The organism is Pseudomonas sp. MWU349 (assembly GCF_017947325.1).
GTDB classification, from domain to species: Bacteria; Pseudomonadota; Gammaproteobacteria; order Pseudomonadales; family Pseudomonadaceae; genus Aquipseudomonas; species Aquipseudomonas protegens.
On the sequence record NZ_JAFEVP010000001.1, the window covers coordinates 904663 to 917652 of the forward strand.

Annotated in this window: 11 protein-coding genes; 3 read left to right on the plus strand and 8 right to left on the minus strand. The window is 65.0% G+C overall.

Annotation, left to right across the window (positions count from 1 at the left end; translation table 11 throughout):
* The first annotated feature begins 2 nt into the window (after positions 1-2).
* On the plus strand, positions 3-833 hold the full coding sequence (gene nudC, locus KCG88_RS03990) for an NAD(+) diphosphatase (RefSeq protein WP_047336963.1): 831 nt from the start codon (positions 3-5) through the stop codon (positions 831-833).
* Here the strand turns inward: nudC and KCG88_RS03995 are convergent.
* Together KCG88_RS03995 and KCG88_RS04000 are read right to left on the minus strand one after the other, a co-directional pair.
* A complete protein-coding gene (locus KCG88_RS03995) occupies positions 801-1580 on the minus strand; it encodes a TSUP family transporter (protein ID WP_210711800.1) in 780 nt (259 codons plus the stop codon). The genes nudC and KCG88_RS03995 overlap by 33 nt on opposite strands.
* 500 nt (positions 1581-2080) lie before the next feature.
* Positions 2081-3316: an acyl-CoA dehydrogenase family protein gene (locus tag KCG88_RS04000; protein WP_210711801.1), complete on the minus strand. Its 1236-nt coding sequence runs from the start codon at positions 3314-3316 to the stop codon at positions 2081-2083.
* Positions 3317-3650: 334 nt separating this feature from the next.
* Here KCG88_RS04000 and sfnG point away from each other — a divergent pair, with 334 nt between their 5' ends.
* Positions 3651-4745: a dimethylsulfone monooxygenase SfnG gene (gene sfnG / locus KCG88_RS04005; RefSeq protein WP_210711802.1), complete on the plus strand. Its 1095-nt coding sequence runs from the start codon at positions 3651-3653 to the stop codon at positions 4743-4745.
* Positions 4746-5057: 312 nt separating this feature from the next.
* Here the strand turns inward: sfnG and KCG88_RS04010 are convergent, their stop codons facing one another.
* Both KCG88_RS04010 and KCG88_RS04015 read right to left on the minus strand, forming a co-directional pair.
* Positions 5058-5537, minus strand: coding sequence for a nuclear transport factor 2 family protein (locus tag KCG88_RS04010; protein WP_011061545.1), 480 nt, complete (start codon positions 5535-5537; stop codon positions 5058-5060).
* A 58-nt stretch (positions 5538-5595) separates the two neighbouring features.
* Positions 5596-6159 carry a TetR/AcrR family transcriptional regulator gene (locus tag KCG88_RS04015; protein WP_047336961.1) on the minus strand — a complete coding sequence of 188 codons (564 nt, stop codon included), beginning with the start codon at positions 6157-6159 and terminating at the stop codon, positions 5596-5598.
* A gap of 273 nt (positions 6160-6432) precedes the next feature.
* Here KCG88_RS04015 and pssA point away from each other — a divergent pair, with 273 nt between their 5' ends.
* Positions 6433-7776 (plus strand): CDP-diacylglycerol--serine O-phosphatidyltransferase, encoded by a 1344-nt coding sequence (gene pssA / locus KCG88_RS04020; protein ID WP_047286931.1) that lies wholly within the window; start codon positions 6433-6435, stop codon positions 7774-7776.
* A 106-nt stretch (positions 7777-7882) separates the two neighbouring features.
* On the opposite strand, the gene KCG88_RS04025 is transcribed toward pssA, so the two are convergent.
* From KCG88_RS04025 to efeO (KCG88_RS04040), 4 genes are all read right to left on the minus strand, one after another.
* Positions 7883-9088 carry an MFS transporter gene (locus tag KCG88_RS04025; RefSeq protein WP_047286930.1) on the minus strand — a complete coding sequence of 402 codons (1206 nt, stop codon included), beginning with the start codon at positions 9086-9088 and terminating at the stop codon, positions 7883-7885.
* A gap of 511 nt (positions 9089-9599) precedes the next feature.
* A complete protein-coding gene (gene efeO / locus KCG88_RS04030; protein ID WP_210711803.1) occupies positions 9600-10424 on the minus strand; it encodes an iron uptake system protein EfeO in 825 nt (274 codons plus the stop codon).
* A gap of 35 nt (positions 10425-10459) precedes the next feature.
* On the minus strand, positions 10460-11770 hold the full coding sequence (gene efeB, locus KCG88_RS04035) for an iron uptake transporter deferrochelatase/peroxidase subunit (RefSeq protein WP_047286927.1): 1311 nt from the start codon (positions 11768-11770) through the stop codon (positions 10460-10462).
* A gap of 15 nt (positions 11771-11785) precedes the next feature.
* Complete coding sequence (gene efeO, locus KCG88_RS04040) at positions 11786-12985, minus strand: iron uptake system protein EfeO (protein WP_047336959.1); 1200 nt, start codon at positions 12983-12985, stop codon at positions 11786-11788.
* Positions 12986-12990: the final 5 nt, after the last annotated feature.

Genomic DNA, 12990 nt, shown 5'->3' on the forward strand with positions numbered 1-12990 from the left:
CGATGATTGAACGCTGGACCACCGCAGTACTCGACACCGACCTTCCCGGCGGCTGGGCCGTGGCCCGCGGCCCGGACGGCTTTCTCTACGACGACAACGGCGCGCTGTTCCCGCGGCACTGGCTCAAGGGCCAGGACCTGCCGCTGCTGGCCGAGCACGGCATCGGCCATCTCGATGGCGAGCCGGTGTACCTACTGGAACTGAGCGCCCGCGCCGAAGTGCCGGGCTGCGGCTGGAAAGGCCTGCGGGCCTTCATGCTGGAGGGCGATCACACCCTGTACAAGGTCCTGGGCTATGCCGCGCAGATCGGCACCTGGGCCCGGGAGCATCGCTACTGCGGCAGCTGCGGGCGGCCCATGGCCCAGGTGCCGGGGGAGCGGGCGATGTATTGCCAGCCTTGCGACCTGCGCAGCTACCCGCGCATTTCACCGAGCATGATCGTGCTGATCACCCGCGGTGACGAAATCCTCCTGGCTCGTTCGCCGCGCTTCGTCACCGGGGTCTACAGCACCCTGGCGGGCTTTGCCGAGCCGGGCGAGTCGGCGGAGGACTGCCTGATTCGCGAGGTGCGCGAAGAGGTGAGCATCGAAGTCAGGAACATCCAGTACGTGGGCAGCCAATGCTGGCCGTTCCCCCATTCGATGATGCTGGGCTTTCACGCTGAATACGCCGGCGGCGAGATCATCCCCCAGGAAGACGAGATCGAGGACGCCCAGTGGTTCAACGTCCATGCGCTGCCGCCGTTGCCGGCCTCGCGCTCGATTGCCCGCTACCTGATCGACCTCTATGTGGCGCGCCGCCTAGGCCACGCTGAACCAGTGCTGCCAGGCTAGGCGCACGGTCAGCCCGAGGACCACGGTGATGAACACCGGGCGAATGAACTTGGCACCACCGCTGATGGCGGTGCGTGCCCCGAAGAAGGCCCCGACCATCACCGACAGGCCCATGCACAGGCCGATGATCCAGTCCACCTGCCCGGAAAACACGAACACCGACAGCGCCGCAATGTTGCTGACGAAGTTCATGCTGCGGGCCACGCCGCTGGCCTTGACCAGGTCGATGGGGTAGAGCAGCAGGCTGCTCACGGTCCAGAACGCCCCGGTACCGGGCCCGGCCACGCCGTCATAGAAGCCCAGGCTGAAGCCCTGGCTCGATTGCCACTTCTTCTTGATCGGCGCGTCGCTGTCCAGTGGCGCCTTGGGCGTGCCGCCGAACAGCAGGTACAGGCCGCAGGCGAAGACGATCACCGGCAGCATCTTGTTCAACCATTCCGCTGGCAGGTAGTGAGCGACGATGGCCCCGGTCAGGGCGCCCACCAGGGTGCCGACAATGGCGTGGGTCCACTGCCTGGGGTGGAACAGCTTGCGCCGATAGAAGGTGAAGCTGGCGGTGGCCGAGCCGAAGGTCGAACTGAGTTTGTTGGTGCCCAGCACCAGGTGCGGCGGCAGGCCGGCGGTGAGCAAGGCCGGGGTGGTGAGCAGGCCGCCGCCGCCGGCAATGGCGTCGATGAAACCAGCGATGAAGGCCACGAGGGCGAGAATGGCGAGGGTGGTCAGGTCAACGCTGAGATCGAAGGGCATGGGGTCGGCTTATTTCGGCGAGAAGCGCAAAGGGGGCTGCGCGAAAGTCCGCCATATTACCTGCAACCCAGCCCGCCGCGCGACCGCCTCGACCTTGGTCGGATGCCTCTCCCTGAACCGAGCGCCCGCCTGGATAACGCCTTCGCTGGCAAGCCAGCTCCTACGGGGCGTTGCGCCGAGATCTCGCTGTAGGAGCCGGCTTGCCGGCGAAGAGGCCGCTGAGCCGAGCGCTCGCCTGGATAACGCCTTCGCTGGCAAGCCAGCTCCTACGGGGCGGTGCGCCGAGATATCGCTGTAGGAGCCGGCTTGCCGGCGAAGAGGCCCTTGAGCCGAGCGCCCGCCTGGATGCCGCCTTCGCTGGCAAGCCAGCTCCTACGGGGCGTTGTGCCGAGATATCGCTGCAGGAGCCGGCTTGCCGGCGAAGAGGCCGCTGAGCCGATCGCTCGCCTGGATGCCGCCTTCGCTGGCAAGCCAGCTCCTACGGGGGGCGGTGCCTGAAGTCAGCGCTGGGGGCCGTTGCCAATCTGCCAGACAAAGGGTGGCTCGCTACCGTTGATCTTCCAGTCGCCGACGATCCGCGCCTTGTAGATCACCGGGTTGTGCGAAGACACGGTGCGCGCATTGCGCCAGTGGCGGTCCAGGGCCTTGCCCTGGCGAATGTCCGAAGCCCCCAGGGCATTGAACAGCTCGCTGGTGGCGCGCTGGACCAGTTCGGTGACCACCACCTGGGCCGTGGCCGATTCGATTTCCGCCGCCACATTGGCTGCACGCTCCTGGGCCGGGTCCCCGGCAAAACGCGCCAGGTAGGCCTGTTGCGCCGGGGCTGCCGCACGCAGGGCGGCGGCTTCGGCGGCATACACCAGGGCCGCGATCTCGCCCACCACCTGCTGCACCTGGGCATCGGCGCTGGCCTGGGGCGCGTTGCCGTGGCTGTAGATGCGTTTGCGCACCCGCACTTCGTGGGCCACATCGCGCAGCGCCGCGCGGCCGATGCCGGCCAGGGTCGCCAGCAGCACCAGCTGGTAGAACGCGGTCTGGTATTTGAAGCGGGTTGCGAAGTCGATGATGTTCTCGGCGTCCACTTCAGCGTCCTGGAAACGCGAGGTGCCGCTGCCGGTGGTGCGCTGGCCGAAGCCGTCCCAATCGTCGCTCTGCTCGATGCCCGGCTGGCGGGTGCGCACCGCGGCAATCACGTCGCCGCCGGTGTCCGTGCGTTGGGCATAGACATCGATCCAGTCGGAGAAAATGCTCCCGGTGCTGTAGAACTTTTCGCCGTTGAGGCGCCATTTTTCCCCATCCGGAGAGACTTTGGTGATGACCTGGCCGATGTCCACGGCGCCGATTTCGGTCCAGGCGCAGCCCACGATATCGCCTGCGACAAAGCGTTTGAACCACAGGTCCCGGCCCGGCCCAAGCGTGGCATTGAGCCGATCCTCAACAAAGGCAAAGTGCCCGCGCAGGGCCTGGGGCACGTTGGCGTCGGCCTCGGCCAGCTCGATCAGCAGTTGGAACAACTGGGGCAGGGAAGCACCGCCACCGCCATATTCCAGCGGCACCCGTACCGCGCCGAATCCGGATTCCTTGAGCCACTGGATGGGCTCGTAAGGCAGTTTGCGTTGCTGTTCCCGTTCCACCGCGCCACTGGCGATGCGCTGGAAGATCGGGCGAAAGCCCGCGGCCAGGGTCTCGTAGTCGACCCCCACGGACAGCGGATTGATTACCTGGTGTTCAGTCATGGTGTAGCTCCTGGGTTCGGCAGAAAAAAGCGCTGCAGGGTCCAGACCGATTGCACACACCATGCCGAAGCCGCAAACGCCGGTTTGCCGGGGCAAGGGCTCCCGCAGAACGCCGGCAACTGTTGCTCCGCCAACAGTTCATCAACAAAACAGCCCGTTTCCAGGGTTGGCGGGCCCCGCGCCGCCGCAGGCAGCGAGCCTCAGCCATTGCCCGGAAGAGGGCGGGCTTGAGGCTCCACACGGCAGCTGGCGGCCTACGCGCCGAGGGCTTCCAGGCCCTGGCACGCTTGCTGCTCTGCTCAGAGGTACTTTCCCAAGTCCCGAGGACCGAACCATGAGTCAGCAAGCCGTGAAATTTGCCTACTGGGTACCCAACGTCAGCGGTGGGCTGGTGGTCAGCAAGATCGAGCAACGCACCCATTGGGGCATCGACTACAACCGCAAGCTGGCGCAGATCGCCGAGCAGGCCGGCTTCGAATACGCCCTGACCCAGATCCGCTTCACTGCCGGCTATGGCGCCGAGTACCAGCACGAGTCGGTGGCCTTCAGCCACGCACTGCTGGCGGCCACCGACAAACTCAAGGTGATTGCGGCGATCCTGCCCGGGCCCTGGCAGCCGGCCCTGGCGGCCAAGCAACTGGCGACCATCGACCAACTGACCAATGGCCGTATTGCGGTGAACATCGTCAGCGGCTGGTTCAAGGGCGAGTTCCAGGCCATTGGCGAGCATTGGCTGGAGCACGACGAGCGCTATCGCCGCTCCGAGGAATTCATCCGCTGCCTGCGCGGGGTCTGGAGTCAGGATGCCTTCACCTTCAGGGGCGATTTCTATCGCTTCGACCACTACAGCCTCAAGCCCAAGCCCCTGGGCCAGCCGGAGATCTTCCAGGGCGGTAGCTCGCGGGCTGCCCGGGACATGGCGGCCCGGGTTTCGGATTGGTACTTCACCAACGGCAACAGTGTCGAGGGGATCAAGGCCCAGGTTGACGATATCCACGCCAAGGCCGCGGCCAACCAGCACTCGGTGAAGATCGGGGTGAATGCCTTCGTGATCGCCCGGGACACCGAAGAAGAGGCGCAGGCGGTGTTGCAGCAAATCATCGATCAGGCCGACCCGGAGGCGGTGAATGCCTTCAGTGATGCCGCCCGGCAGGCCGGCAAGGCGTCCCCAGAAGGCGAGGGCAACTGGGCCAAGTCGAGTTTCGAGGACCTGGTGCAGTACAACGATGGCTTCAAGACCAACCTGATCGGCACGCCACAGCAGATTGCCCAGCGCATCGTGGAGTTGAAGGCGGTGGGTGTTGACCTGGTGCTGGCGGGTTTCCTGCATTTTCAGGAAGAGGTGGAGTATTTCGGCCAGCGCGTGCTGCCCCTGGTACGCGAGCTGGAGGCCCGGGCGCGGTCCAAGGAACAGGAAGCCGCCGCTTGAACTGCCTCTTGCCGGCGAATGGGCCTCGGAGCCTTGTGCCGGGCTAGAGGGCGCTTTCGCTGGCAAGCCAGCTCCTACAGGGGCGGAGGTGGTGTGTTTTTTCGTAGGAGCCGGCTTGCCGGCGAATGGGCCTCGGAGCCTTGTGCCGGGCTAGAGGACGCTTTCGCTGGCAAGCCAGCTCCTACAGGGGCGGAGGCGGTGTGTTTGTTCGTAGGAGCCGGCTTGCCGGCGAACGGGCCTCGGAGCCTTGTGCCGGGCTAGAGTACGCTTTCGCTGGCAAGCCAGCGCCTACAAGGGCGGAGGCGGTGGCGATTACAGGCCCAGCTCGCTCAGGCCCGGGTGATCGTCGGGCCGGCGGCCCAGGGGCCAGTGGAACTTGCGCTCCTGGGCCTTGATCGGCATGTCGTTGATGCAGGCAAAGCGCCGGGCCATCAAACCCTGTTCGTCAAACTCCCAGTTTTCGTTGCCGTAGGAACGGAACCAGTTGCCCGAGTCGTCGTGCCATTCGTAGGCGTAGCGCACGGCAATACGGTTGTCGGTAAAGGCCCACAGCTCCTTGATCAGGCGGTAATCCAGTTCCTTGGCCCATTTGCGGGTCAGGAACGCCTTGGCCTCTTCGCGGTTGTGGGCGAACTCGGCGCGGTTGCGCCATTGGGTATCCAGGGTATAGGCCAGGGATACCCGCTCCGGGTCCCGGGAATTCCAGCCATCTTCGGCCAGGCGGATCTTTTCAATCGCCGACTCGCGAGTGAAAGGGGGAAGGGGCGGGCGCACTTGAGCGTTAGACGACATGATCTGTCTCCAATGAAAGTTGCTGTTCAAACAAAGAAGTTGCTCTTGTTTAAAACAATCAGAGGTCCAATAACTTTCGCGCCATGCATTGCGCATTATCAGCAGCACTGTGATTGCCCATGACAAGGGCAACGGTAATGGCGCCATCGATCAGGATCAGCAGTTGCGCTGCCAGTTCCTCAGGATGTTGCACGCCATGTTCCTGGCAAAGCTCGGTCACGTAGTCCAGCAGGTTCTGCTTGTGCCGTTTTGCTACTTGGCGCACCGGGTCTTGCGGGTCACCGGTTTCGCCACTGGTGTTGATAAAGGCGCAGCCGCGAAAACCGGGGGTTGCGAACCAGTCCTTGAGCACGTCGAACAGCGCCAGCAGGCGCAGGGCCGGTGTCGCGGCCTGGTTCACCGCGCTGCAGAACCAGTGCATCCAGCGCTGATCACGACGCTCCAGGGCGGCCACCACCAACTCGTCCTTGTTGGTGAAATAGCGGTAGACGCTCTTGCGCGAGACGCCGGCGGTCTTCACCAGAAGATCCATGCCGGTGGCGGCAATGCCGTTCTGGTAGATCAGTTTCTCGGTGACATCGAGGATGATGTCTCGGGTTTCAGAGTGAGTGATTTCGTTCATGTGGCAAACAGTAGAACGATCGTTCTCCTTGGTCAATGACATTCTTGTTTTTTCTTCGAAACTGGCCATTGCCCTTGTAGGAGCTGGCTTGCCAGCGAAGGCGTCATCGCGCCTTGCGCAGGGCTTGGAGCCCCATTCGCCGCAAGCTGGCTCTTACGCCCGGGGTGCGGATGCTTTGCTGAGGGAGGGCGTTCTACATGCCAGGCAGGGGACTCCGGCCGGTCCATGGTGTAAGCTCTTGCGCTCTTTGGATTTGAGCCACTGCGAGCCCTAATGCCGTCGCTTTTCAAACGTTCCCTGCTGCCCAAGCTGCGCAGCTTCCCACTGGCCGCCGAGGCTTTCACCACGCTGACCGGCGCTGCGCAGTTTCGCCACACGCTGCTGGAGCAGATTGCCCAGGCCCGCCGACGCATCTATATCGTCGCGCTGTACCTGCAACAGGATGAAGCCGGCCAGGAAATCCTCGATGCCCTGCACGCCGCCAAGGCCGCCCGCCCGGAGCTGGAAGTGGTGGTCGTGGTGGACTGGCTGCGGGCCCAGCGCGGCCTGATCGGTGCCGGCAAGCAGCCCGGCAACTCGGCCTGGTACCAGCAGATGACCCGCACTCACGCCAGCGAAGTGCCGATCTACGGCGTGCCCGTACAGACCCGCGAGCTGTTCGGGGTGCTGCACCTCAAGGGGTTCGTCATCGACGACTGCGTGCTCTACAGCGGCGCCAGCCTGAACAACGTGTACCTGCACAAGTTCGACAAGTACCGCTTCGACCGTTATCACCTGCTGCACAACCAGGCCCTGGCCGACTCCATGCACCACCTGGTGCAGCATGGCCTGGTGGAGTCGCGGGCAGTGCACCGCCTGGACCTGCCGAACCTGCCGACCACCCGCAGCCTGCGCAACGACATCGGCGATCTGCGCAGCCGCCTCAAGCACGCCACCTACGACACCACTGCCGGCAGCCTGGACAAGAGCGGGCTGTCGGTCAGCCCGTTGCTCGGGGTGGGCAAGGGCAACCCGTTGAACCGGGTGATCTGCGAGCTGATTGCCGGTGCTCAGCGCCAGCTGACTATCTGCACCCCGTATTTCAACCTGCCGCTGCCGGTGACCCGGGAGATCAACCGGGCCCTGGAGCGCGGGGTGAAGATCGACATCATCGTCGGCGACAAGACCGCCAACGATTTCTATATCCCGCCCAGCGAGCCGTTCAAGGTGATCGCGGCGCTGCCTTATCTGTATGAGATCAGCCTGCGGCGTTTTGCCAAGCGGCATCAGAACGTGATCGACAACGGCCAGTTGAACCTGCACCTGTGGCGTGACGGCGACAACACCTATCACCTCAAGGGCATGTGGGTCGATGAGCGCTATACCTTGCTCACCGGCAACAACCTCAACCCACGGGCCTTCCGCCTGGACCTGGAAAACGCCCTGTTGCTGGACGACCCCAAGGGCGAGCTGCTGCAGGCGCGCAACGCCGAACAGGCCGAGATCTATCGCCACACCCGGCGCATCGAGCACTTTCAGTACCTGGACAGCCTGGTGGACTACCCCGAGGCCGTGGGCAAGTTCCTGCGCCGGGTCAGCCGCGTGCGCATCGAGCGCTTGCTCTACCGCATGCTTTAACCCGTAGCCGCTGCCGAGCCCGCGAGGCTGCGCAAAGGTCCACAGGACCTTCAGCAACCTCAAGAGCGGCGTCTAATTTGCAGCCTTTCGCAGCCTGCGGCCTTGGCTACAGGTCTTTGGGTTGCGGGGCGGGCCAGATGCCGATCAGCACCAACAGCACCGCCGCCAGCAGGTAGGGCAGGCGCGGTTCGATGGCGTAGATCAGGCTGCCGGCCATGGGCCCGATGACCACGCCCAGGCCCTGGGCGGCGCCGATGCTGCCGGCGGTCGCGCCCTGTTCCGAGGCCTCTACGGCATTCGCCGCCAGGGCCGAGAACGACGGAAACACCCCACCCATGCCTGCCGCCGATACAAAGAACGCCAGCCACAGGCCCCAGGCGCTGTCCACCAGCATGCTGCCGGCATAACCCAGCGCCGACAGCAGGGCGCCGTAGCGGATCATCCGCAGCGGCGGCCATTCCAGCTTGCGCACCACCAACTGCGCACAGATCAGCGCTACGCCGACCATGGCCAGAGCGACCCCCGCCGTCTGGGCGGCATCGCCGGGACTCATGTGCAGCCGGTCCAGGGCATAGAAGCTGACGGTGATCTGGGCCACCGACACACAGAGCATGGCGACAAAGGCCACCACCATGGGCCGGCGCAGTCGCGGGTCGCCCAGGCGTACCCGGGTCGGGGCCTGGGCCAGGTGCAGTTCCTGGCGAGGCAGTTGGTAGCGCAGCACCAGGAACGCCAGCAACGGCAGCACCGCCATGGCGTAGAACGGCAGGCTCAGGCTGTAGCGCGCCAGCAGCGCGGCCACCGCCGGGCCCAGCACCAGGCCCACGGCGTTGGCGGCGCCCAGGGTGGCCATGGCACGGGCGCGGTGCTGAGGTTCGACGTTATCGGCGATCAGGGCGAAGCCGCCCACCGGGATCGCCGCGTAGAAGGCGCCGATCAGGCCGCGGCCGAGCATCAGGCCGAGAAAGGCCATGGCGACGCTGGGCAGCGACTGCAGCGACAGGTCGATGAACAGGCACAGGGCCCAGTAGGCGAGGGTGAAGCCGGCGGTGCCCAGCAGCAGCACCCGGCGCCGGCCGAAGCGGTCGCTGGCCTGGCCCCAGGGGCGCGCCAGGAGCATCCAGATCACCCCGGAAACGGTCACCGCGGCCCCCGCATGCCAGGTTTCCAGGTGCAGGGCCCGAGAGATCGGGCCGATCAGCGAGACGAAGGCCATCATCGACATGGTGCAGGCCATGTAGGCGGCCATCAGAGGCACCAGTGAGAAGGGTCTGACAATCAGCGGCGCGCTGGCGGCTGTGGAGCGAGGCATGAAGGGTCTTCCATGAAGGTGGATGGGCCGTAAACGTTAACGGGATAACGTGTCACAGCCCAGGCTTATCTGCATTGGTGATGACGTTGCCGGCGAAGAGGGCCTTGAGACGGGCGTTGTACCCAGGGCCGCTTTCGCTGGCAAGCCAGCTCCTACGGGGGAGCGGGGTGCTGTTCTGCCTGTGTAGGAGCCGGCTTGCCGGCGAAGAGGGCCTTGAGACGGGTGTTGTGCTCAGGGCCGCTTTCGCTGGCAAGCCCGCTCCTACGGGGGAGCGGGGTGCTGTTCGACCTGTGTAGGAGCCGGCTTGCCGGCGAAGAGGGCCTTGAGGCGGGTGTTGTGCTCAGGGCCGCTTTCGCTGGCAAGCCAGCTCCTACGGGGGAGCGGGGTGCTGTTCGACCTGTGTAGGAGCCGGCTTGCCGGCGAAGAGGGCCTTGAGGCGGGTGTTGTACCCAGGGCCGCTTTCGCTGGCAAGCCCGCTCCTACGGGGAGGATGGCGTGTTGGGTTCCGGGCTCAGTTCAGGCCCAGTTTGCCACGCAGGGTGGAGAGGTCTTCGGCCAGGGTATTGACCGGGCCTACCAAAGCCTTGCGGTCGTTTTCCTTGACCTTGTCGTAGGTCATGAAGCCGCCGTCAGGGGTTTTATACTTGGCCAGGATCTTGTTCACCGTGGCGAAGTTCTTGTCCACCTTGGCGACAAAGGCTTTGTCCTGCTTTTCGATCTGCGGACGGAACAGGTCGACGATTTTCTTCGCCCCGTCGATGTTGCCCTGGAAGTCGTAGAGGTCGGTGTGGCTGTAGCGGTCTTCTTCACCGGAGATCTTGGTTGCGGCCACTTCTTCCAGCAGCGCGGCGGCGCCACCCACGACTTTTTCCGGCGGGAAGGTCAGGCCGGCGACGCGGGTCTGCAGGTCCTTGACGTCCTTGTTCAGGCCGTCGGCCAGCTCGCCCAGGCCTTCGGTGCTGTTTTGCGAGAACAGCGAGTATTCCAGGCGGTGGAAGCCGGTGAAGTCTTCGGCCTTGACGCCTTTCTCGTGGTCGTCGACCCGAGAGTCGATGGACGCGTCCAGGTCACTGAAGAGCTCGGCGATCGGCTCGATCGACTCGTAGTAGACCCGGGTCGGCGCGTAGAGCTTCTTGGCGGTATCCAGGTCGCCTTTTTTCACCGCATCGGTGAACTGCTGGGTGTGGCTGGCCAGTTCGTCTAGCTGCTCGGTGACGTAGATCTTGTAGTCGGAGATCGGCCCCACCAATTCCAGGGGCGCTGTTGCGGCAAACGCCGAAAGCGGCGCGTGGAGCAAGCCAAGGGTCAGCAACACAGCGAGAGGCGACTTTTTCATGGGACTTTTCCGTGGGGGTTGTTGTGTCATGGGTGTCAGGCACTGACTTTCGGTCGGGTGGCATCGAGCAGCGAACGCCCGATGAAATCCTCGTCGCCGGTGACTCCCGGCAAGGTGAAGAAGTAACCGCCACCGGTGGGCTTGAGGTACTCCTCCAGGGGTTCGCCGTTCAGACGGGTCTGTACGGCGATGAAGCCTTTCTCCAGGTCGGCCTGGTAGCAGATGAACAGCAGGCCCATGTCCAGCTGGCCGTTCTTGTTGACCCCGTTGGAGTAGTTGAACGGCCGGCGCAGGATCAGGTTCTGCTGGCTCTGGGCAGTGCGCGGGTTGGCCAGGCGGATGTGGGCGTCGAGCTTGGTGAGCTTGCCATGGGGGTCCCGGGCGTAGTCGGGCACCTGGCTTTCCTTCTGGCCGTCCATGGGCGCGCCACTGGCCTTGACCCGGCCGATGATGCTTTCTTGCTCCTGGAGCGGGGTGCGGTCCCAGCGTTCGACGAAGTTGCGGATGATCCGCACTGCCTGGTAGCTGCCATGGGCCGCCCAGGCAGGTTCGTCACTGCCGGGCTGGACCCAGACGATCTGCTGCATGGCCTTCTGGTCATTGGAGTCGGGGTTGGCCGAGCCATCGCGAAAGCCCAGGAAATTGCGCGCACTCTGCGCCGGCTCGCCGGGCTTGGCCGGGGCCTGGGGCGGTACGCTGCCTTCCTGTTTCCAGCGCACCATCAGCAGGTCGGGCAGGTTCTTCACGATGTCGCGCAGGGCGTGGATGTTGGTGTCGGCCGTGTTGGAGCAGAACTGCAGGCTCAGGTCGCCGTGACAGCAGGCCGGCTCCAGGGCATCGTTGGGGAAGCCCACCATGCGGATCAGGCGCTTGGGCTTGGCCGCCGCCAGGCCGAAGCGCTCGTCGAACAGCGATTCGCCCACCGAGACGGTGATGGTCAGGTTATCCGGGGTTACCACCGGGCCGAGGATGCCGGAATCCAGGGGCGGTAGCTTCGGGTCCACCTGGGCCACTGGGCCACCGCGCATCAGAAAGGCAATGCGTTGGTCGAGGGTGCGGAACAGCCGTTCCAGGTCGTCGCGATCGCTGGCCAGCACATCGAAGGACACCAGCATGCCCGCGGCCGGGCGCGGGGTGACGATGCCGCTCTGGTGCTGGCCGTGAAACTCGTGGCGGTCCTGGGTCTTGTCGCTGCTGGGGGCTTCGGTGACCTGGGCGGGCGCGGCGGCCATGGCCGGGCAACTCAGGCTGCTACCGGCCAGGGCCACGCCGGCGGCGCCCATGCCCAGCAGCACGCGCCGACGCTGGGCGGAGAAAGACGGATTGGATTGATCTGAATCGTTCATTGAAAACTCGTCTTGTTACAGGCCGGAAAGGCCAAGTGCGGGATCAATAGCGTCGAGGGCGTCGGCCAGGGCCTTGGCTTTGTCGGCGATGTCTTTGCGCTGCCGGGCGTCGACCTGGTCGTAGGCCACATAGCCGAAGCCGTCGCGCAGGTTGGCCAGGCGAGTGGCCAGGGCATCGGCGGCGCTGTCCACCTGGGGCAGCAATTGGGCCGCGGACTTGGCCAGCAGCGGCCGCAGCAGGTCGATGACCTTGCGCGTGGTTTCCAGGTTGGCGGCAAAGCCGTTGAGGTCGCTGTGGCTGTAGCGTTCCTCCTCACCGCTGCTGGCCCGCAGTTCGGCCAGGCTGCGCATGCTGCGCGCGACGATGTTCACCAGTTGCTCCGGGGGCAGGGTCTGGGCCAGCAACTGTTGCTTGAGGCTGGCCACGTCACTGGACAGGCGCTGAGCCACGGGAGCCAGGCCCGCCAGGTCATTTTTCTGGAACAGGCCGTATTCCAGGCGGTGGAAACCGCTGAAGCCCGGGTCCTGTTCGCGCTGTTCGAAGTAATCGGCGCGGGCGTTGATGGCGTTGTCCAGTTCGGCCAGGCGCTGGGCCGCCGGGGCCACACGCTGATAAGCAGCGCGGGCCGGCAGGTACAGGGCCTGGGCCTGTTTCAGGTCGCCGGCATCTATGGCCTGCTGCAAGGCGTTCGCCGCCTTGACCAGGGCGCTGCCCTGGGTGCTGAGGTAGACCCGGAACTCCGACAGGGGGCCGATAAAGGCCACCATCGACGGCCGCGCCTTGGCCTGGGCATCGGACTCTGCAGTCGGGGTCACGTGCAGGGTGCCGCGGGGGTTGCTCAACAGCCCGCAGGTGATGGCGTAGTCCCCTGGCTGCAGGTTGGCGTTGATCACCTGGCTCAGGCCCGGTGCGATGTTTTCCCGTTCCTCCACCACCAGCACCCCGTCGAGAATTTCCCATTCCACGGCGCGCTCCGAACGGTTGACGATACGGAAGCTGGCGCGCCCGGCCGGGACTGTCAGCACATTGGGCTCACAGCTCTTGGGGTGGATGGTGACGGTGATCTCGCCCAGGTGGGCCTGGCGCTTGCTGGCGGCCAGTTGCGAGGCGTAGTAGAACAGCCCGCCGGCGGCGATCATGACGATCACCGAGCCGGCAACCGCCCAGCGCAATGCGCGAGGAGGCGAAGCTTGGGGAGAGGCTTGCTGGGTCATGGGGA

Coding starts and splice junctions, on each gene's coding strand:
- pssA (WP_047286931.1), top strand. CDS start 6,433: ATGCCGTCGCTTTTCAAACGTTCCCTGCTGCCCAAGCTGCGCAGCTTC.
- efeB (WP_047286927.1), bottom strand. CDS start 11,770: ATGAACGATTCAGATCAATCCAATCCGTCTTTCTCCGCCCAGCGTCGG.
- efeO (WP_047336959.1), bottom strand. CDS start 12,985: ATGACCCAGCAAGCCTCTCCCCAAGCTTCGCCTCCTCGCGCATTGCGC.
- efeO (WP_210711803.1), bottom strand. CDS start 10,424: ATGAAAAAGTCGCCTCTCGCTGTGTTGCTGACCCTTGGCTTGCTCCAC.
- nudC (WP_047336963.1), top strand. CDS start 3: ATGATTGAACGCTGGACCACCGCAGTACTCGACACCGACCTTCCCGGC.
- KCG88_RS04015 (WP_047336961.1), bottom strand. CDS start 6,159: ATGAACGAAATCACTCACTCTGAAACCCGAGACATCATCCTCGATGTC.
- KCG88_RS04000 (WP_210711801.1), bottom strand. CDS start 3,316: ATGACTGAACACCAGGTAATCAATCCGCTGTCCGTGGGGGTCGACTAC.
- KCG88_RS04025 (WP_047286930.1), bottom strand. CDS start 9,088: ATGCCTCGCTCCACAGCCGCCAGCGCGCCGCTGATTGTCAGACCCTTC.
- KCG88_RS04010 (WP_011061545.1), bottom strand. CDS start 5,537: ATGTCGTCTAACGCTCAAGTGCGCCCGCCCCTTCCCCCTTTCACTCGC.
- KCG88_RS03995 (WP_210711800.1), bottom strand. CDS start 1,580: ATGCCCTTCGATCTCAGCGTTGACCTGACCACCCTCGCCATTCTCGCC.
- sfnG (WP_210711802.1), top strand. CDS start 3,651: ATGAGTCAGCAAGCCGTGAAATTTGCCTACTGGGTACCCAACGTCAGC.